The sequence below is a fragment of the Halorubrum sp. SD690R genome (genome assembly GCF_005435035.1).
Classification (GTDB): domain Archaea; phylum Halobacteriota; class Halobacteria; order Halobacteriales; family Haloferacaceae; genus Halorubrum; species Halorubrum ezzemoulense.
In genome coordinates this window covers 30,115-47,496 of record NZ_SGTV01000012.1, presented here as the reverse complement: position 1 = coordinate 47,496, position 17,382 = coordinate 30,115, and the positions used below count along the sequence as shown (strand labels likewise).

22 protein-coding genes and 1 tRNA gene are annotated in these 17,382 nt (G+C 70.9%); 15 read left to right on the top strand and 8 right to left on the bottom strand.

Annotated elements, in window-relative coordinates; genetic code table 11:
• The first annotated feature begins 64 nt into the window (after positions 1-64).
• The 5 genes from EXE41_RS09265 (at position 65) to EXE41_RS09245 (ending at position 2,846) form a co-directional block, all read left to right on the top strand.
• A complete protein-coding gene (locus EXE41_RS09265) occupies positions 65-523 on the top strand; it encodes a DUF5796 family protein (protein ID WP_049931616.1) in 459 nt (152 codons plus the stop codon).
• A 25-nt stretch (positions 524-548) separates the two neighbouring features.
• The gene (locus tag EXE41_RS09260; protein WP_049931617.1) at positions 549-788 is read left to right on the top strand and encodes a hypothetical protein; all 240 of its coding nucleotides are present in this window, start codon (positions 549-551) and stop codon (positions 786-788) included.
• Positions 789-867: 79 nt separating this feature from the next.
• A complete protein-coding gene (locus EXE41_RS09255; RefSeq protein WP_086215433.1) occupies positions 868-1,224 on the top strand; it encodes a ferredoxin in 357 nt (118 codons plus the stop codon).
• Between the two features lie 51 nt (positions 1,225-1,275).
• Positions 1,276-1,360 (top strand) — tRNA-Leu (locus EXE41_RS09250).
• 355 nt (positions 1,361-1,715) lie between these two features.
• Positions 1,716-2,846 (top strand): ATP-binding protein, encoded by a 1,131-nt coding sequence (locus EXE41_RS09245; protein ID WP_089308154.1) that lies wholly within the window; start codon positions 1,716-1,718, stop codon positions 2,844-2,846.
• Between the two features lie 171 nt (positions 2,847-3,017).
• Here the strand turns inward: EXE41_RS09245 and EXE41_RS09240 are convergent, their stop codons facing one another.
• The 5 genes from EXE41_RS09240 to EXE41_RS09220 all read right to left on the bottom strand — a co-directional run bounded on the left by EXE41_RS09240 (position 3,018) and on the right by EXE41_RS09220 (position 6,362).
• Positions 3,018-3,470: a MoaD/ThiS family protein gene (locus EXE41_RS09240; protein WP_137690810.1), complete on the bottom strand. Its 453-nt coding sequence runs from the start codon at positions 3,468-3,470 to the stop codon at positions 3,018-3,020.
• A 120-nt stretch (positions 3,471-3,590) separates the two neighbouring features.
• A complete protein-coding gene (locus EXE41_RS09235; RefSeq protein ID WP_049931622.1) occupies positions 3,591-4,034 on the bottom strand; it encodes a CBS domain-containing protein in 444 nt (147 codons plus the stop codon).
• A gap of 105 nt (positions 4,035-4,139) precedes the next feature.
• Complete coding sequence (locus EXE41_RS09230) at positions 4,140-5,051, bottom strand: 1,4-dihydroxy-2-naphthoyl-CoA synthase (protein WP_137690809.1); 912 nt, start codon at positions 5,049-5,051, stop codon at positions 4,140-4,142.
• 196 nt (positions 5,052-5,247) lie between these two features.
• Positions 5,248-5,487 carry a hypothetical protein gene (locus EXE41_RS09225; RefSeq protein ID WP_049931624.1) on the bottom strand — a complete coding sequence of 80 codons (240 nt, stop codon included), beginning with the start codon at positions 5,485-5,487 and terminating at the stop codon, positions 5,248-5,250.
• 101 nt (positions 5,488-5,588) lie between these two features.
• Positions 5,589-6,362 carry a GTP cyclohydrolase III gene (locus EXE41_RS09220; protein ID WP_049931625.1) on the bottom strand — a complete coding sequence of 258 codons (774 nt, stop codon included), beginning with the start codon at positions 6,360-6,362 and terminating at the stop codon, positions 5,589-5,591.
• A 150-nt stretch (positions 6,363-6,512) separates the two neighbouring features.
• On the opposite strand from EXE41_RS09220, the gene EXE41_RS09215 reads away from it, so the two are divergent.
• The 6 genes from EXE41_RS09215 to EXE41_RS09190 all read left to right on the top strand — a co-directional run bounded on the left by EXE41_RS09215 (position 6,513) and on the right by EXE41_RS09190 (position 11,553).
• Positions 6,513-7,292, top strand: a complete 780-nt coding sequence (locus tag EXE41_RS09215; RefSeq protein ID WP_049931626.1) for an HAD-IIA family hydrolase — start codon at positions 6,513-6,515, stop codon at positions 7,290-7,292.
• Between the two features lie 349 nt (positions 7,293-7,641).
• On the top strand, positions 7,642-8,976 hold the full coding sequence (locus tag EXE41_RS09210; protein ID WP_137690808.1) for a DUF92 domain-containing protein: 1,335 nt from the start codon (positions 7,642-7,644) through the stop codon (positions 8,974-8,976).
• 1 nt (position 8,977) lies between these two features.
• On the top strand, positions 8,978-9,445 hold the full coding sequence (locus tag EXE41_RS09205) for an N-acetyltransferase (RefSeq protein WP_049931629.1): 468 nt from the start codon (positions 8,978-8,980) through the stop codon (positions 9,443-9,445).
• A 73-nt stretch (positions 9,446-9,518) separates the two neighbouring features.
• The gene (hisI, locus tag EXE41_RS09200; RefSeq protein WP_086215439.1) at positions 9,519-9,902 is read left to right on the top strand and encodes a phosphoribosyl-AMP cyclohydrolase; all 384 of its coding nucleotides are present in this window, start codon (positions 9,519-9,521) and stop codon (positions 9,900-9,902) included.
• A gap of 3 nt (positions 9,903-9,905) precedes the next feature.
• Entirely contained in the window at positions 9,906-11,081 is a 1,176-nt protein-coding gene (locus tag EXE41_RS09195) for a hypothetical protein (protein WP_137690807.1), read from the top strand.
• 73 nt (positions 11,082-11,154) lie between these two features.
• Complete coding sequence (locus tag EXE41_RS09190; protein ID WP_137690806.1) at positions 11,155-11,553, top strand: hypothetical protein; 399 nt, start codon at positions 11,155-11,157, stop codon at positions 11,551-11,553.
• A gap of 72 nt (positions 11,554-11,625) precedes the next feature.
• Here the strand turns inward: EXE41_RS09190 and EXE41_RS19285 are convergent, their stop codons facing one another.
• The 3 genes from EXE41_RS19285 to EXE41_RS09180 all read right to left on the bottom strand — a co-directional run bounded on the left by EXE41_RS19285 (position 11,626) and on the right by EXE41_RS09180 (position 13,709).
• Positions 11,626-11,793 (bottom strand): hypothetical protein, encoded by a 168-nt coding sequence (locus EXE41_RS19285; RefSeq protein WP_167373073.1) that lies wholly within the window; start codon positions 11,791-11,793, stop codon positions 11,626-11,628.
• 100 nt (positions 11,794-11,893) lie between these two features.
• Positions 11,894-12,445, bottom strand: a complete 552-nt coding sequence (locus tag EXE41_RS09185) for a hypothetical protein (protein WP_049931633.1) — start codon at positions 12,443-12,445, stop codon at positions 11,894-11,896.
• Between the two features lie 103 nt (positions 12,446-12,548).
• Positions 12,549-13,709 (bottom strand): acyl-CoA dehydrogenase family protein, encoded by a 1,161-nt coding sequence (locus EXE41_RS09180; protein WP_137690805.1) that lies wholly within the window; start codon positions 13,707-13,709, stop codon positions 12,549-12,551.
• Positions 13,710-13,943: 234 nt separating this feature from the next.
• Here EXE41_RS09180 and EXE41_RS09175 point away from each other — a divergent pair, with 234 nt between their 5' ends.
• From EXE41_RS09175 to EXE41_RS09160, 4 genes are all read left to right on the top strand, one after another.
• On the top strand, positions 13,944-15,263 hold the full coding sequence (locus EXE41_RS09175) for a DUF362 domain-containing protein (RefSeq protein ID WP_137690804.1): 1,320 nt from the start codon (positions 13,944-13,946) through the stop codon (positions 15,261-15,263).
• Positions 15,264-15,352: 89 nt separating this feature from the next.
• Positions 15,353-16,141 carry an SDR family oxidoreductase gene (locus EXE41_RS09170; RefSeq protein ID WP_137690803.1) on the top strand — a complete coding sequence of 263 codons (789 nt, stop codon included), beginning with the start codon at positions 15,353-15,355 and terminating at the stop codon, positions 16,139-16,141.
• Positions 16,138-16,485 (top strand): cupin domain-containing protein, encoded by a 348-nt coding sequence (locus EXE41_RS09165; RefSeq protein WP_137690802.1) that lies wholly within the window; start codon positions 16,138-16,140, stop codon positions 16,483-16,485. Before EXE41_RS09170 ends, EXE41_RS09165 begins: the two co-directional genes overlap by 4 nt.
• Positions 16,486-16,506: 21 nt before the next feature.
• A complete protein-coding gene (locus EXE41_RS09160; protein ID WP_137690801.1) occupies positions 16,507-17,328 on the top strand; it encodes a fumarylacetoacetate hydrolase family protein in 822 nt (273 codons plus the stop codon).
• The last annotated feature ends 54 nt before the right edge of the window (positions 17,329-17,382 follow it).

The window sequence follows — 17,382 nt, the reverse complement described above, 5'->3', positions numbered from 1 at the left end:
AGCGACGCGTTGGGGCCGAGGGCCGAGCGCGTCCCTTTTGAGGCCGGCACCCCGAGCGTCGCGTATGTCCGCGCCATCACGCAGCGACGTGCCGCCGACCTCGATCGGCGTCGACCTCCGCGAGGAGGGCGTCGTCGTCGAGTACCTCGACGGCCGAACAACCCTCTACCGGGGCGCCCCCGACTCCGCCGAGGGGTCGGTCACCGCCGGTCCCGGCAAGGAGACGCACGTGCTCGTCACCGACCCGACGGAGACGGAGGGCGTGATGACGTACGTGAACGATTACAAGACCGACGACGAGATCCTCGAGGAGTCCGGCGTCGGTCGCGTCATCGTCGAGGACGGCGATCGCGACGAGGTGTTCCCCGGCGTGATCGTCGGTCGGGACGGTAAGCGCAACGAGGTCGTCGCCGATCCCGAGGTCGCCGGCGGGCGCGTGTTCGTCTTCGTCGAGGACGGTTGGACCGAGGGGAGCTACGAGATCGTCGAGGGCCCGGAGGACGGGCTCGACGCGCACCGGTGACCCCGACGCCGACGGGATCCTTCTGATGAGCCTCGCGAAACCCTGGCGCGAACTCGACCGCTCGACCGTCGGGAGCGCGCCCGATCGCTACGCACTCTACGAACTCGGCGATGCCGACGGCGACACGGTCGGGTTCGGCACGGGCGTCCTCCGCGACGAGCTGAAGGAGGCGCTCGCGTACGGCGACGCCGCGACGGTTCGGTGGGAGCTCGCCGACTCGCCCGACCACGCCGAGCGGCTGCTCGCGGACCACGTCGAGGAGTGACCCACTCGTCCGGTCCGCCCGTCCCGACCGACCGGGAACGACCGACAGACGAAAGGCCCGCGGCCGCCGAGGAGGCGACATGAGCGACGAGGCCGAGACCGACGGCGGCGACGAGGTGCTCCGCGCCAGCGACATCGGCGGCGAGGGGCCGCCGATCGAGGAGAAGCCGTACAAGATCGTCTTCGAGGCGAACAAGTGCTTCGGGGCGGGGAAGTGTGCCGAGGTCGCGGACAACTGGGTGATGGACGTGGCGAGCGGGATGGCGAAGCCGGAGGCGTACTACATCGGCGAGGAGGACCTAGCCGAGAACGTCAGCGCGGCAGAGGCGTGTCCCGCGAAGAAGGACGCGGGTGTGATCCACGTCGTCGACCGGCGGACCGACGAGGAGATCGCGCCGGACCCGCACGGCGACGGGACGCTCTCGGTCGACTGGTAGGGCCCGGGCTTCCGAAAGGGGTTTCACCCCGCCGCCGGTAGCCGAATCCGCGCGGGGGTGGCTGAGCCTGGCCAAAAGCGGCGGACTTAAGATCCGCTCCTGTAGAGGTTCGAGGGTTCGAATCCCTTCCCCCGCACTCCTGCGGCGAGCACTTCGCGAGCCGCGGGTGGAGACAAGGAACGGTTCGAACTAGGGAGCGGGAGGTGAGCGAGCCGCGACGCGGCGAGCGAACGGGAGCGACTGGAGTTCGAATCCCTTCCCCCGCACTCCTGGGGCGAGCACTTCGCGAGCGGCCCGCGAATTAACTGGCACCGTCCACCTGCTCGGCGAGCAGATCTCCGCTCCCGATTCCGAATGTCGATACTGGTGGGATCCGCGTCACGGCCCGAACGACCGACCTCGGAGGACCGGAAGCGGTCGCCCGAGCCTAAGGCTATCAGATGCGATAATCTCTCCCGTACAGTTTTGTGAGGGCGGTCGGAGCAGGGGACATGGAAGTTCCGCCCACCGTCCGGGAACACGCCGGCGTGCCGTTACTCGTCGGGATCGGCGGGGGGTTGTTCGCGACGCACGTGTGGCACGCGATCGGCGAGGAAGAGAGCGCCGCGACGTTCCTGTTGGGTATCGTCGCTCCCATGCTCTTCGCCGCCGGCGTCGTAGGCGGCGGCGTCTGGCTGTGGAGGCGGGACACGGACGGCGAGTACGCGCTCAGAGTCGGGAGTTGGTCCGCGGTCGGAGCCGCCGTCCTGGCCGTCGGTGGGGTCCTCGTGATACTGTATCAGCAGCAGTACGGCGTGGTGATGGACGAGCAGGCGTTCGTCGTCGTCAACGCCGCGTCGGGCGGAGCCCTCCTCGGATTCATCGTCGGCGTGTACGACATCCGGCAGCGGAGAGCGGAGGAGAGAGCGACTCGGCTCACTCGGCAGCTAACCGTCCTCAACCGCGTCCTCCGTCACGACATCCGTACCAACGCCAACGTCATTCAGGGGAACGCGAGTCTCCTGACCGAGGAGTCGGTCGACACCGACGAGAAGGCCGACACGATCCGACAACAGGCGACCGATCTGGTGAAACTGGGGAAACAGGCCCGGAGCGTCGAGCAGATCCTGACCACGGAGGAAGTCGACCGAGAGTCACAGGAGCTCACCCCCACCGTCGAGGCGTGCTGCGAGCGAGTCCGGCGCGACAATCCGTCGGCGGAGATCGACGTCTCGCTGCCGCCGACGGTGCCCGTCGTCGCGCACCGGCTGATCGACTCGGCGCTGGCGAACGTCATCGAGAACGCGGTCGAACACAACGACAAGGAGACGCCGCGCGTCCGCGTCGAGACCGAGCCCGTCTCGCGGAATGGGACCGACTACGTCGAACTGCGAGTCGCCGACAACGGGCCGGGGATCGCCGAGAGCGAGATCGAGGTGTTGAAGCGCGGCTACGAGACGGACCTCGAACACACGAGCGGGCTCGGCCTCTGGCTCGTCAGCTGGATCGTGGCGCGCTCGGGCGGAGAGGTCCGCTTCGAGGAGAACGATCCCGAGGGCAGCGTCGTCTGCCTGCGACTGGCGCGGGCCGACGGCGGCGCGCGGTCCGTCGGGGGATCGGACACCGCCGCGCCCGCCGTGTAGCGGTCGCCGAGAGCCGTCTCTGCGTTCGACGACTGCTCTCGCCGCTCGGTCAGCGGATCGGCGCGCCGCCATCGGGTGCCGGATTCGGAGGGAGTCGCACGCGCGGCCCCGTGCTCGCGACCGCGGCGGGCGACGCCGGCGGCAACGGCGGGGCGGAGTGGGGCGGTCGCGCTAACAGCAGAACACGAACGGGTAGACCAGGGCGACGCGGTCGCCCGCCTCGAGCTCCGTGTCGAACCCGTTCTCGTTCTCGTTGAAGTGGCCGTTCACGAGGATCCGGGCGTACGTCGTCGTCTGCTCGCCGACCGGGTTCTTCGTCCACGTCCCCGGCGGCTCGTCCGGCGCCGGCGCCCAACCGCTGTGAGTCGCGTCCGCCTCGGTCTCCGCGATGAGCGTCTCCTGGAGCTGCGGATACTCCTCGAACAACTCGTCGAGGAACGCCCGGAGCGTGTCGCCCTCGAACGCGTACTCGAACTCGTGCTCGTCGAGCTCCGTGCGGACGTGGCCGGTACACCGGACGGTGACCGTCGTCTCCGCCTCGGTCGCGGCGGTCGGCGCATCCTCCGGGTCCGTGCCGTCCGTCGCTGTCGGAGGCGACTCCGCCAGTTCGCTGGTCTGAGTCATGTGTCGGCGTACGCCGCCGCCTCGGGTAAGACAGAGTGCGAACATGTTCCCCGGGATAGTGCCGACGGGACGCGGGCACCGTCGGCCGTCGCCCTCTGCGCGCGGGTCGAGCCGCCCGCCTCACTCGTCGAGCCGGTCGGAACGCTCCGACCACCCGGTCGCGTCCGTCGCGAGGTCGTGGACCTCCTTCCGGATCCCCGCGTAGTTGTCGACGATGTCCTGCGTGGTGACGATCCCCTCCGGCGTCGTCCCGTCGACGACGACGAGCTTCTTGACGCCCTCCGACCGCATCCGCTTCGTCGCCGTCCGGAGCGTCGCGCTCGGTCGGACCGTGACGAGGGGAGCGCTCGCCGCCTTCCGGACCGGAATCGCCGACAGCGGGTCGTCGGTCGCGTAGCCGGCGCGGAGCACGTCGCTCTCCGTCAGGATCCCGGCCGGCGTCCCGTCGTCGGTGACGACGACGCTGCCGACCCGGTTGCGGAGCATCCGCTCCGTGGCGTCTCGGACCGCGGCGTCGGCCCCGCAGGTCACGAGGTCCGTCGTCATCACCTCCTCGACGAGCATACACTGGGGTACCGCGTCGGCGTACTTGTAGGTGTCTTCGCGGGGCGCGGAACCGGGCGCGGCGCGGAACCGGGCCTCGGCCCCGCGCGGCGCGGCCGCCGCCGCTCAGTAGTGCCAGGGGTACTCGCGGAACCGCGGCTCCCGGCCCTCAAGGAACGCGTCGCGGCCCTCTTGGGCTTCCTCTGTCATGTACGCGAGCCGCGTCGCCTCGCCTGCGAACACCTGCTGGCCGACCATCCCGTCGTCGGCCATGTTGAACGCGTACTTCAGCATCCGCATCGCCGTCGGCGACTTCCGAGTCATCTCGTCGGCCCACTCTAGGGCCACCTCTTCCAAGTCCTCGTGCGGGACGACCTCGTTGACCATGCCTATGTCCGCCGCCTCCTCGGCTGAGTAGGTCTTCCCGCGGAAGAACACCTCGCGGGCCTTCTTCTGGCCGATCTGCTTCGCGAGGTAGGCGGAGCCGAACCCGCCGTCGAACGAGCCCACGTCGGGGTCGGTCTGGAGGAACTGCCCGTGCTCCTCGCTGGCGAGCGTCATGTCACAGACGACATGGAGCGAATGACCGCCGCCGACCGCCCAGCCGGGGACGACCGCGACGACGGGCTTCGGCATGAACCGGATCAAGCGCTGGACTTCGAGGATGTGGAGCCGCCCCGCCCGCGCCTCGCGGACGAGGTCGTCGTCGTCGTCGCCCGCCTCGTCGTCGTCGCGGTACTCGTAGCCGGAGCCGCCCCGGACGGACTGGTCGCCGCCCGAGCAGAACGCCCAGCCGCCGTCCTTCTCGGACGGGCCGTTGCCGGTGAGGAGGACGCAGCCGACCTCGGCCTGCTTGCGCGCGTGGTCGAGCGCCGCGTACAACTCGTCGACCGTGCCCGGCCGGAATGCGTTGCGGACCGCGGGGCGGTCGAAGGCGATCCGGACCGCGGGGACGTCGACGGCGCGGTGATAGGTGATGTCGTCGAACTCATCGGTGACGGGCTCCCACGCGTCGGGATCGAAGATCTCCGAGACCATGCCGGATCGTACGTCCGGACCGTTGATAAACGGCGTCGGATCGACGGACGGAGAACGCGACCGCGCCCGGACCGGGGTGAAGTGAAGCCGTTCGGCTCAGAACGGTGCGCGCTCGGTGCGCCGCACGGCCGGAAGCGGGAGCCGGCTCCGGAGTCCGAGGGGGACGCGGGAGCCGCGACTCGCCCGTCGGGACCCGTCAGTCGTTCTGCGCGTACGCGCCCTTCGGGTGGCCCTTGTGCTGGAGGTTCCGGTTGTCGCGCTTCCGCGTCGCCGTCGCGGGGATGACCTCGCGGGACGGGTCGATCTCGGACCGCGGCATCCCGGTGTACCCGTGGTCGGGATGCTCGGAGCAGTGTGCCATCGCGTCGTGCGAGCCCTCCCACGGGCCCTCGTCACAGCCGTCCGCCGTACAGACGAACACTATCTCCTCTGACATGCTAACCGTGGCTTCCGGGTCAGTGTACAAAAACCCCGCACCGAAATTATCAGAATTGATTACGAGCTGTGTCCGAGGCGGACCGACGGCGCGGCGGAGGGTCAGTCTCCCGCGGCGGGCGCGCCGAACAGCTCGACGCTCGTCCCGTCGTGTCGGCAGTCTTCGAGGGCGTGCTTGGCCGCGAATCCGGCCTCATGGGCGGACGGGCCGCGGCCGACGCCGACCTGGAGCTCGATGTCCACGTCGTCCTGTACGTGGGTGACCGCCGACGAGAACGCCGCCTCCGGGAGGTCGGGACAGACGGCCACGACGTTGTCGCCGCCGACGAAGAAGGAGAGGGCGCCGTGCGCCTCGCGGAGGTGGCGCATCAGCGAGCCGTACGCCCGTTCGATGTTGATGAACGTGTCGAACTCGTTGAGCCGGTCGGTGTACTTGCCGGTCGCGTTGACGACGTCGAAGTGCGCGATCTGGAGGTCCGACCGCTCCGTCTCCGAGAGGTACTCGCCCGCGAGCACCTCGGTCCGACTCTCGTCCTGCGCGCTGCCCGCGGTCTGGAGCCGCCGGTTCGCCGCTTCGAGCGCGTCGACCGGGCGCTCGGCGACGGCGGTCCCGAGGCTGATACTGACCGGGTAACGGTTGCCGATCGACTCTTGGAGGGTCGCGTGGGCCGCGCCGTCGACGCCGTTGGTCACCGCGATCATGTTGTCGAAGCGAGTGAAAAAGACGTAGGCGTCGCGGTGGCCGAGGAACTGGGCCACGTCGGCGAAGAGCCGCGACTGGAGCGTCTGGAGATCCATCTCACGGCGCGGCTCCGGCGTCGTCGTCCACGGCCCGTAGTTGTCGATCTGGACGAGGGTCACCTGAGTCGTCGTCACAGTGAACGTCGGTACGGAACCCGGCCGCTTTACCCTTCCGTTATCCCGAAGGTGGGATCGGTACCGAGTTCGTGATCGGCGCCGCGGCGGCAGCGGTCCGTTCGCGGACGCGAGCGCAACTCCTAGGACCGTGGCGCCCCCACCACAAATATGGATTTCAGCGGCGCCGTCCTCGACGTCGACGGCACGGTCGTGCGGGGCGACGATCCGATTCCGGGCGCCCCCGCTGGGTACCGCCGCCTCCGGGAGGTCGGCGTCGAGACGCTGTTCGTCTCGAACAACCCGACGAAGGCGCCGCGGGCGTACGTCGACCGGCTCGGTGGGGCGGGGTACGACATCGACGCGGACCGCGTCTTCACCGCGGGCAGCGTGACGACGCGGTACCTGCGGGAGCACCACCGCGACGACGACCTGCTCTGTATCGCCGACCCCGGACTGCTCGACCAGTTCGCCGAGGCTGGGCTCTCGACGACCGACGACGTGGACGCCGCCGACGCGCTGGTCGCCTCCATCGACCGCGAGTTCGACTACGAGGACCTCTGTACCGCGCTCTGGGCCCTAGAGCGCGACATCCCCTTCATCGGTACCGACCCAGACGTGGTGATCCCGGCCCCGGAGCGCGACGTGCCCGGCTCCGGCGCCGTGATCAACGCGATCGCCGGCGTCGCGGAGCGCGACCCCGACGCCGTCCTCGGCAAGCCCTCGGACACCGCGATCGAGATGGTGCGCGAGCGGCTCCCCCACCCCGCCAAGGAGTGTCTCGTCGTCGGCGACCGGCTCGACACCGACATCGCGCTCGGCGAGCGCGCCGGGATGACGACCGTCCTCGTCCGGTCGGGCGTCACCGACGACGCCGACCTCGCGGCGTCCGAGATCGAGCCGGACCACGTGCTCGACCACCTCGGTCAGATCGACCGAGTCGTGGGCTGAGGAACCCCGAAGCGGTCGGTACCCGTTCGCCGCGTGGGAAACAGTTATGTGCGGTCGAGCGTACCGTTCTCGCATGGGAGTGGTTGACTCACACGAGGACCGGACCGGAGACGACGAGGAGGACCCCGAGGAGTCCGTCCGCGTGGTGGAGGGACACGCGGTCCAGTTCAACGAGTACCGGTACTGACGGGCGAGCGCGTTCGGGCCTGACGGGCGAGGGAATGCGGTTGTGACGCCTGGATCGGTGTCCGCGCTGTCCTGACGGCCGGCGCCGGCGTCCGCGCGGGCCGCGACCGACCGCCCGACGGCTGTCGGGACCGTTAAGTGGTCGTCGCGGGTAGCCGAGGGTGTGATACCGAGGCTCCGACGCGCGAGTGCCTTCGCCGCGGTGGCCGCGATCGCGGTCCTCGCGCCGGCGCTCGACACCGCCGCAGCCGTCCCCTTCTTCGCCGTCGCCGGGGCGGCGTTCTTCGGCGTCCGCGACGGCGAGTGGTTCGAGACGCTCGCGCTGCCGGGCGACCGCGAGGCGGAGCGCCTCTACGGCCTCGTCTCCTTCGCGCTCGCCGGCGCGGGCCTCGCGCTGTTCGCGTCGCTGCCGCGCGCGCCGCTGCCGTACGAGGCGTTCGCGGCCGCGACGCTCGCGGTCGGCGCCGGCCGCCTCGGCCGGACGCTCGTCTCCCGTCGGACCGCGGACGAGTTCCCGCTCGTCGCCGGCTACGTGGTCGCCGGCACGGCCGCCGCCCTCGCCGGACAGATCGCGGTGCGCCTTCAGACCGGGGCGCCGGTCGACGGCGCGACGCTCCCGGTCGCGGTGTTCTTCGCGGCGGCCGCGGCGCTGACGGCCGCGCTCGTCCGCTCGCTGGTGTTCTCGCGGGACGCTCACATCACGACGATCCTCGTCGCGTTCGTGACGTGGGGGTTCATCGCCCTGGAGCCGACCGTCGACGCCCCCCTCGTCGTCGCCGGCCTCGCGGTGACCGGCGTGCTCGGGTACGTCTCCTTCGCCATCGGCACCGCCTCGGTCGCGGGGATGCTCACCGGCGTCGTCTCGGCGCTGCTCGCGGTCGTCCTCGGCGGCGTCGGCTGGTTCCTCACCCTCATGTCCTTCTACGCGTTCGGGGGGCTCGCCTCGAAGTACCGGTTCGACGAGAAGGCGGCCCGCGGGGTCGCCCAGGAGAACGAGGGGGCCCGCGGCACCGGGAACGTGCTCGCGAACTCGGCGGTCGCGCTCGCGGCGGTGGTCGGCTACGCGGTCGCGCCGCACCTCGCCGTCCCGGCCGCGCCCTTCGGCTTCGCGTTCGCGGGCGCGACCGCGACCGCGATGGCCGACACGCTCTCCTCGGAGATCGGCGGCCTCTACGACGGCCCGCGGCTGGTGACGACGCTCCGCCGCGTCGAGCCCGGGACCGACGGCGCGATCACCTGGCAGGGCGAACTGGCCGGCCTCACCGGCGCGCTGCTCGTCGGCGCCCTCGCCGCCAGCGGGTCGCCGCTGATCAGCCCGGTGGTCGCCGGCGGCGTCGCGGCGGGCGGGGCCGTCGTCGCGGCCGGCGTCACCGGGATGACCGTCGACAGCCTCCTCGGCGCCCTGATCGAGGGGGATCGCGTCGGGAACCAGTCGGTGAACTTCCTCGCGACGCTCGCCGGCGCCGTCGTCGCCGTCGCGCTCTGGGCGGTGGTGTGAGATGACGGGCGACGGCGACGGCGCCGGGCGAAAACCCGACGCCTCCGGCGATCCCGACCCACGAGTGCGCCCCGGCCGACCCGCCGACGCCGACCGGATCCGCGGGCTCCAGTCGCACCTCAGGCAGCCGAGCCCGGACCTCCTGGAGTACGGCCTCGCGGTTGGCGCCGCCCGCGTGAGCGTCGCCGAGGGACGCGTCGTCGGCTACCTCCTCCCCGTGGACGCGCCGAACCGCCCGGGGCTCCACGTCGCGGAGCTCGTCGTCGCGCCCGGCTTCCGGCGCGAGGGGCGCGCCCGCGGGCTCCTCGACGCGGCGATCGCGGACGCCGACGGCCCCGTCACGCTCCAGGCCCACCCCGACAACGACGCCGCCCGCTCGCTGTACGAGTCGCTCGGCTTCGAGGTCGTCGACCGCCGACCGGACGCGTACGCCGACGGCGACGCGCTCGTGCTGCGATACGTCTCGTAAGGGGTCGGCGGCGCACTCGTATGTGGGGACCGCAGGCACAAGGACTATTCGAGCGCCACGCCTCCGGACAGCCATGAGTGACGCCGACGCGGAGACGGGGTCGATCGAGGTCGACTTCGGCGAGGACGGGCTGGTGCCGGCGGTCGCCCAAGACGCCGACTCCGGCGAGGTGTTGATGCTCGCCTACGTCTCGCCGGAGGCGCTGGCGCGCACCCGCGAGACCGGCGAGGCGCACTACTACTCCCGGTCCCGCGAAGAGATCTGGCACAAGGGAAATACCTCGGGCCATACCCAGTCGGTCCGGGAGGTCCGGGTCGACTGCGACGCCGACGCGCTGCTGTACCTCGTCGACCAGGCCGGCGGCGCCTGCCACACCGGCCACCGCTCCTGTTTCCACCGGACGGTCGACGGCGAGAACGTCGGCGAGCGCGTCTTCGACCCGGACGAGGTGTACTGACCGATGTCGGGGGAAACCGCCGGCGCCACGTCGGGAGGCGCCGAGGGCGACGAGGACGACCCCGTCCGCGGGGCCGGCGAGGCGGCCGCGCGGCTCCGGGAGCGCTACGACGAACTCCGCCGGATCGAGTCGCGGATCGACGACCACGGGCGGGACCGGGTCGAGGCGGCGGCCGACGCGTACCGCCACGCGCACCGGATCCTCGACCGATACGAGGAGGACGCGGTCGGCTCCGGCGACTTCGAGTCGTACGTCCGGTTCCGCGGCGAGTTCGGGGACGCGGTCGACGTCGACGACGACCTGCCGGCCGCCGAGGCGTTCGAGGCGGCGGACGAGGCGGTCGACAAGCGGCGCCTCTCCGACGAGGACTTCGCGACCGCCCGCGAGGCGCTGGAGCCGGCGGGGGAGTTCGTCGACCTCCTGGAGGCGTACGACGACGCGGTCGACGACTACCGGGCGGGCCGGAAAGCGGCCAAGGAGGCCCGCAAGCGGCTGGAGTCGCGGGTGGAGGAGCTCCGTGAGGTCGCCGACATGGCCGACGCGGACCTCGACGCGGACCTCGACCGCCTCCGCGGGCCGATCGATTCGTACGATGAGGCGGTGATGGAGGCGTTCCGGGAGTTCTTCAAGTTGGCGTCCGCCCGCGAGGTGTTCGACTTCCTCGACCGCGCGGACGCGACTCCCTTCGTCGACGTCGACGTGCCGCCGACCGACCTCGCGGAGTACGTCGAGACGCACGCGGCCGGCGAGGAGCCGCCCGCGACGCTGCTGGAGTACGCCGACTACACGAACTCGAAGCTCGACCACTACGTCGACGACCCGGGCGCGCTCCGCACGGCGGTCGCGGTCCACCGGACGTACCTCGAACGGCTCGACGGCGAGCCGCTGACGCTCGACTGGCCGCCGAAGCCGGGCGACGAGCTCGCCTACGAGATCGACGAGCTGGTCCCGCTCGTCGGGCGGATCGCCGACGACGACGCGGTCGCGACCCTGCGCTCGGTCCGCGAGCTCGCGCGGAGCGACGAGTACGGGCGCCTCCGCCGCGCGGCGGAGGTGCGCCACGCGCTCGACGACGGGGACCTCGCCCTGATCGAGCGCGGCGAGGCCGACGAGCGGCTCGCCGAGGCCGAGCGGACGCGCTCGGTCGTCGACGACGTGTTGAGCGAGACGGAGCGGTGAGCGGCGCGGGCGGCGACCGGATCCGCCGCCGTCGAGTGCGGATTTTTAAGCCTCGTCGCGGCGGAGCACGGGTATGACCCGATTCGACGCCGCGACCGAGGACGAGCGGCTGAAGCTGTTCGCCGACGCCGCGGCCGCGCACCGCGCGCGCTCCGGCGACGTGATGACCGTCGACGTCGACCCCGACAGCGACGACACCAACGGCGGCGAGGTCCCGCCGTGGATCCAGCTCGCGGGCACGGAGCTGATACTGGACTGTACCGACGCGGAGTTGGAGCGGCTGAAGACGCTCCTCTCCGAGTTCCCGGAGTTCCGGATCGACGAGCTCGTCAGCCCGGAGGAGGCCGAGGGGATGAACGCGGTCGTCACGGCGCGCTCGGACGCGAACCGCGTCGCCGGGTTCGTCGAGCGCGCCTTCCGAGAGGTGTACGAGCTCGACGCCGAGTACCGGGCGTGGGTGACGGCGATCTGACGCGGGCGATCGGCAAAGGCGTCACCGACCGGCCGGGCGTTACCGGCCGACCCGAACGTCACCGACCGCGGGTCACTTCGCGAAGTAGCTCGTGAAGTAGCCCGAGAGGAAAGAGCTGATCGCGACCGCGAGGAGGAGGTCGGTCGTGTCGTGGTCGCCGTCGTCGGCCGCGAACCAGGTGACCGCGACGCCGATGCCGAGCGAGATCAGGCCGTTCGCCGTGTCTTCTTTGACTCCCATACCCCCCGTTGGCGGCGGAGCGACAAAACCGATGCGGCGGGTCCGGTCTCGTCCGCACCGCGGCGAGTCGGCGCGGTCGCGCTAGCGCCCTCACCGCCGCTCAGTGGAACCCGCGGTCGACGTCGTCGTCCTCGATCAGGTCGTCGAGCTCGGCGGTGAGCAGCTCCTCGGCCTCCTCGAAGGTGTCGGAGAGTTCGTCGAGCTCGTCGGGCCGTCCGTCGAACTCGTACTCCATCGGGCCGAAGGCGGGGGAGTCGACCGCTTCCATCACATCCTCAAAGAGGTGGTCCGGGTCGGTCGGCGCCTCGGCGTGGACTCTCAGCGTCTCGGTGAGCCGCGTCGCCATCTCCTCGGCGTGGTCCTCGTCCTCGGGCGCCGTCCGGACCGCGAACCGCCCGTCGCTGTCGGCGTCGGGCAGGAGCGGGTCCAGCCCGTCGTCGACCTTGCGGGCGACCTGCGCTCCGACGCCGCGGAGGTCGCGAGGATTCTTCGCGTACGTCTTCAGGTGGTAGAGGCCGACGCTCGGGTGACCGAAGTAGAGGTCCTCCCCGAGGCCGCCGCGGCGGGAGCCGGCGACCGCGCGCCAGCCGTCGGGGTCGGTCGAGTCGCTCGCGACATCCGCGAGGATGTCGTCCCAGTCTCGCACGCGCATGTCGGTCGACAGTACGGAAACGCGGGCGCAAGAGCGTGTCGGTGGCGGCGGCGCGCGCCGGAGCGGGTCGTCAGGGCGCGTGGAACGAGGGCGGTCGGCGGGACTACTGGTACGCCTGAATCCCGGTGAGGTCCTCGCCGAGGATCAGGGTGTGGATGTCGTGGGTCCCCTCGTAGGTGTAGACAGTCTCCATGTTCGCCATGTGGCGCATCGGGGAGTAGTCGGCCGTGATCCCGTTGCCGCCGAGCATCTCGCGGGCGATCCGCGACTGGTCGCGCGCCGTCCGCACGTTGTTGCGCTTGGCCATCGAGACGTGCTGTGGCCGCAGCTCCCCCGCCTCCTTGAGGTCGGCGAGCCGGTGGGCGAGCAGCTGCGCGAGCGTGATCTGCGTCGCCATCTCCGCGAGCTTCTCCTGTTGCATCTGGAAGCCGCCGATCGGCTTGCCGAACTGCTCGCGGTCCGTGGCGTACTCCCGGGCGGTCTCGAAGCAGTCCTGCGCGGCGCCGACGGCGCCCCACGCGATGCCGTAGCGGGCCTGTGTCAGACACGACAGCGGTCCCTTCATCCCCTCGACGCCGGGGAGGCGGTTCTCGGCGGGCACGCGGACGTTCTGGAGGCTGATCTCGCCCGTGATCGACGCCCGGAGGCTGAGCTTCTCGTCGATCTTGTTCGTCGTGACGCCGTCGCGGTCGGTCTCGACGAGGAACCCGCGGACGGGCATCTCCTCCTCGCCGTGGTCCTTCGCCCACACGACCGCGACGTCCGCGATCGGGGAGTTCGTGATCCACGTCTTCGAGCCGTTCAGGACGTACTCGTCGCCGTCGGGCTCGGCCATCGTCTCCATCGCGGAGGGGTTCGACCCGTGTTCCGGCTCCGTGAGCCCGAAACAGCCGACCGCATCGCCGGTGCCGAGCCGCGGGAGCCACTCCTCTTTCTGCTCGTCGCTGCCGAACGCGTGGATCGGGTACATCACGAGGGCCCCCTGAACGCTCGCCATCGAGCGGAGTCCGGAGTCGCACGCCTCCAGCTCGCGCATCAGCAGGCCGTACGCAGTCTCGCTGACATCGGGTAAGCCGTACCCGTCGAGGTTCGGCGCGTAAAAGCCCATCTCACCCATTTTCGGGATGAGGTCCGTGGGGAACGTCCCCTCGATCCAGTGGTCGCCCATGTCCGGGACCTCCCCGTCGACGAACGAGCGCGCGGAGTCGACGAGCAGGCGCTCCTCCTCGGACAGGGTCGACTCCATGTCGAAGTAATCCAGCATACTATCGCTATCGAACCCAAGAATAAATAACCATAGTTGTGTCCGCCACCCGACCGGAGCCGCGGGCAGCGGTGGTCAGGGAGAGACGGGCGACCCCGGCGAGAGGCCTATCGGGAACGGTTCGGCACCGGTCACGCGTCCGCGTGGCACGAGTAGCCGCACGCGGACGTGGAGCCCGCCCGATCTGCGGGTCTCCCACCCGTAGTTTTGTATCGCGGTTACGAGAGGTCCCCCATGGAGTTTCCCGACCGTTCCGAGGTCGACGGGCTCATCGATCCGCAGCCCCTGCCGGAGTTCGCGCGGGTCCGGTACGAGCCGCGGGCCGAGCGCCTTGACGGGGTCGCGGAGACGGCGCGCGAAGAGCTGGACGAGCTCGCACTCGACGGCCTCGACTCGGGCGCCACCGTGGCCGTCGGGGTCGGCAGCCGCGGGATCGACCGGATCGACGAGGTCGCGGCGGCGGTCGTCGAGCGGATCGCCGAGCGCGGCTTCGAGCCCGTGGTGGTGCCGGCGATGGGGAGCCACGGCGGCGCGACTCCGGAGGGGCAACGAGAGGTGCTGGCGGCGCTCGGAGTCACCGAGGAGCGCGTCGGCGCGCCCATCGACGCGCGGATGGGAGCCGAGCGGCTGGCGACGGCGGGCGTCGGCGACGCCGACCTGCCGGTGTACTTCTCCGAGGCGGCGCTCGCGGCCGACGCCGTCATCGTGGTGAACCGGGTGAAGGCTCACACCAACTTCACGGGGGAGATCGAGAGCGGGCTGACGAAGATGACGGTCGTCGGGCTCGGTAAGCAGCGCGGGGCGAAGTCGTTCCACTCGACGGCGCTCGCCGAGGGGTACGTCGAGACGCTGACGGCCGCGCTCGACGTGATCGAGGAGGAGACTCCCCTCGTCGGGGGAATCGCGCTCGTCGAGAACTTCGAGGAGGAGATCGGTCACCTGGAGGCCGTCCCGGCGGGGTCGTTCCTCGCCCGGGAACCGGAGCTGTTGGAGCGCGCGAACGACGAGATGCCGACGCTCCCCGTCGACGACGTGGACCTCCTGGTCGTCGACGAGATCGGGAAGGAGATATCAGGGGCGGGGATGGACACGAACGTCATCGGGCGCTACCGCGTCCTCAACGCGTCCGACCCGGAGACGCCCGACGTCGACCTCATCTACGTCCGCGGGCTCACCGAGGCGACGAAGGGGAACGGCAACGGGATCGGGCTCGCGGACCTCACCCGGCGGTCGGCCGTCGACCAACTGGACCTGAAGAAGTCGTACGCGAACGCGCTCACGAGCGGGTCGCTCGCGAAGTCGAAGCTCCCCGTCGTGGCGCCCGACGACGAGTTCGGGCTCCGGACCGCGGCGGCTGCGTTGGGGGCGTACGACCCCGAGACCGCCCGGATCGTCTGGATCCGAAACACGCAGGACCTCGGCGAGTACCGCGTCTCCGACGCCGTGGTCGACGACCTCCCGGAAGGGGCTGACGTGGTCGGCCGCGAGACGGTCGCGTTCGAGGACGGGACGGCGGGGTTCGAGGCGGCGGGCGGCGACGCATCGGGCGCCTGACGCCCAGTACGGCCGCGTCGAGCGTGTCGGTCGCTCCGCCGTTTGCCTGCAAGAAAATGTTTTCACGGCGTACGCGGGATGGGAGAGACATGGACCTACAGATCGACGGGAACGCGGCGCTCGTCACCGCATCGTCCAGCGGGCTCGGCAAGGCATCGGCGAAGGCGCTGGCGCGGGAGGGCGTCGACGTCGTCATCAACGGCCGCGACGAGGAGCGACTGGCGGCCGCGAAAGAGGAGATCGAGGCGGTCGCGACCGGCGAGGTCGTCGCACAGCCGGCCGACCTGACGGACGCCGCCGAGGTCACCGCGCTCGTGGAGGCGACCGTCGACGAGTTCGGCACGATCGACCACCTCGTGACGAGCGCCGGCGGCCCTCCTTCGGGCGCCTTCCTCGACACCGACGACGAGGACTGGCAGCACGCCTACGACCTGCTCGTGATGAGCGTCGTCCGGCTGGCGCGGGAGTCGTATCCCCACCTCAGGGAGGGCGACGGCGGCACCATCGTGAACATCACCTCCCGCAGCGTGAAGGAGGCCATCGACAGCCTCGTGCTGTCGAACGCGGTCCGGATGGGCGTCATCGGGCTGGAGAAGACCCTCTCGAAGGAGTTCGCTCCGGAGGTGCGCGCGAACGCGGTCCTGCCGGGCCCCCACGAGACGAGCCGGATCCGGGACCTCGTCGAGGCCGCCGTCGAGCGGGGCGAGTACGACTCCTACGAGGAGGGGCTCGACGACTGGGCGGGGAACCCCCTCGAACGCATCGGCGACCCGATGGAGCTCGGCAACACGGTCGCGTTCCTCTCGTCGCCGAAGTCCGGCTACGTCAACGGTACCGCGCTCCCGATCGACGGCGGCTCCACCGGAGCGAACCTATGAAGCCGGTTGCGTTCGACGAGGCGGAGACGTACGAGCCGGAGGAGGGCTGGCGGCGCGTGTCGATGGCGGGCAGCGACCGGTTCTCCTTCGAGTGGTTCGAGAAGCCGCCGGGCCACAGCTCGCCGATGCACGACCACGAGAACGAGCAGGTGTGCCTCTGTCTGGAGGGCGAGCTGACCGTCGCGACCGAGGACGACGAGGTGACGCTTCAGAAGAACGACTCCGTCCTCTTAGCGCCCAACGAGCCCCACCGCGTCGAGAACACGGGCGACGAGCTCGCCGCCGGCCTCGACGTGTTCGCGCCCGGACGCTCGTTCGACTTCTGGACCGACCGCGAGGAGTGAGATGAGCGGGGCGACCGCGCGATGAAGTACCTCGCACGGACGGCGACCGGCGACCCCCTGCTCGGCGGCGAGGAGGGGTACGTCCCCCTCGGCGCCGTCGAGCCCGACCTCGAGACGGTCCGCGACGCGCTCCCCCGAGCTGCCGCGGGGACGCTCGGCAGCGTCGCCAGCGCGACGGCCGACCCCGTCCCGGCGGCCGACCTGTCGTTCGGCGCGCCGCTGGCGTCGTTCGGGAAGCTGTGGGGGATCGGCCTGAACTACGCGGAACACGCCGGCGATCTCGACGAGGAGCGCCCGACGGAGCCGGCGAGCTTCATGAAACCGTCGTCGGCCCTGACCGGGCCGGACGGCCCGATCCGCCTGCCGCCGCGGTCGCAGAGCGAACGGGTGACCGCCGAGGCGGAGCTGGCCGTCGTGATGGGCCGGACGTGCCGGGGCGTCGACGAGGGCGAGGTGAGCGACGTGATCGCCGGCTTTCTGCCCGTGATCGACATGACCGCGGAGGACGTGCTCCAGCAGAACCCCCGGTTCCTCACCCGGGCAAAGAGCTACGACACGTTCCTCGTGCCCGGCGCCGCGATCGCGGTGCTGGAGGGGCCGCTCGACCTCGACGGGCTCTCGGTGCGCACCGAGGTCAACGGGGAGGTGCGGGCCGAAAACGAGATCCGTAACATGCTGTTCCCGCCGGCGGAGATCGTCTCGTTCCACGCCGACGCGATGACGCTGGAACCGGGGGACCTGTTCAGCACGGGGACGCCCGGCGCGGCGCCGATCGCCCCCGGCGACGAGGTGCGGGCGGTCGTCGAGTCGATCGGGTCCGTCACCGCGCCGGTGACCCGGTAGGCGAGCGCCGACTCGACGCGGACGCGATCCCGGCTCACCGACAGCGTTTTTCGA

Bases quoted from the DNA above. Each gene is read 5' to 3' on its own strand.
- EXE41_RS09265 (WP_049931616.1), top strand. From the start codon at position 65: ATGTCCGCGCCATCACGCAGCGACGTGCCGCCGACCTCGATCGGCGTC.
- EXE41_RS09260 (WP_049931617.1), top strand. From the start codon at position 549: ATGAGCCTCGCGAAACCCTGGCGCGAACTCGACCGCTCGACCGTCGGG.
- EXE41_RS09255 (WP_086215433.1), top strand. From the start codon at position 868: ATGAGCGACGAGGCCGAGACCGACGGCGGCGACGAGGTGCTCCGCGCC.
- EXE41_RS09245 (WP_089308154.1), top strand. From the start codon at position 1,716: ATGGAAGTTCCGCCCACCGTCCGGGAACACGCCGGCGTGCCGTTACTC.
- EXE41_RS09240 (WP_137690810.1), bottom strand. From the start codon at position 3,470: ATGACTCAGACCAGCGAACTGGCGGAGTCGCCTCCGACAGCGACGGAC.
- EXE41_RS09235 (WP_049931622.1), bottom strand. From the start codon at position 4,034: ATGCTCGTCGAGGAGGTGATGACGACGGACCTCGTGACCTGCGGGGCC.
- EXE41_RS09230 (WP_137690809.1), bottom strand. From the start codon at position 5,051: ATGGTCTCGGAGATCTTCGATCCCGACGCGTGGGAGCCCGTCACCGAT.
- EXE41_RS09225 (WP_049931624.1), bottom strand. From the start codon at position 5,487: ATGTCAGAGGAGATAGTGTTCGTCTGTACGGCGGACGGCTGTGACGAG.
- EXE41_RS09215 (WP_049931626.1), top strand. From the start codon at position 6,513: ATGGATTTCAGCGGCGCCGTCCTCGACGTCGACGGCACGGTCGTGCGG.
- EXE41_RS09205 (WP_049931629.1), top strand. From the start codon at position 8,978: ATGACGGGCGACGGCGACGGCGCCGGGCGAAAACCCGACGCCTCCGGC.
- hisI (WP_086215439.1), top strand. From the start codon at position 9,519: ATGAGTGACGCCGACGCGGAGACGGGGTCGATCGAGGTCGACTTCGGC.
- EXE41_RS09195 (WP_137690807.1), top strand. From the start codon at position 9,906: ATGTCGGGGGAAACCGCCGGCGCCACGTCGGGAGGCGCCGAGGGCGAC.
- EXE41_RS09190 (WP_137690806.1), top strand. From the start codon at position 11,155: ATGACCCGATTCGACGCCGCGACCGAGGACGAGCGGCTGAAGCTGTTC.
- EXE41_RS19285 (WP_167373073.1), bottom strand. From the start codon at position 11,793: ATGGGAGTCAAAGAAGACACGGCGAACGGCCTGATCTCGCTCGGCATC.
- EXE41_RS09185 (WP_049931633.1), bottom strand. From the start codon at position 12,445: ATGCGCGTGCGAGACTGGGACGACATCCTCGCGGATGTCGCGAGCGAC.
- EXE41_RS09180 (WP_137690805.1), bottom strand. From the start codon at position 13,709: ATGCTGGATTACTTCGACATGGAGTCGACCCTGTCCGAGGAGGAGCGC.
- EXE41_RS09175 (WP_137690804.1), top strand. From the start codon at position 13,944: ATGGAGTTTCCCGACCGTTCCGAGGTCGACGGGCTCATCGATCCGCAG.
- EXE41_RS09170 (WP_137690803.1), top strand. From the start codon at position 15,353: ATGGACCTACAGATCGACGGGAACGCGGCGCTCGTCACCGCATCGTCC.
- EXE41_RS09165 (WP_137690802.1), top strand. From the start codon at position 16,138: ATGAAGCCGGTTGCGTTCGACGAGGCGGAGACGTACGAGCCGGAGGAG.
- EXE41_RS09160 (WP_137690801.1), top strand. From the start codon at position 16,507: ATGAAGTACCTCGCACGGACGGCGACCGGCGACCCCCTGCTCGGCGGC.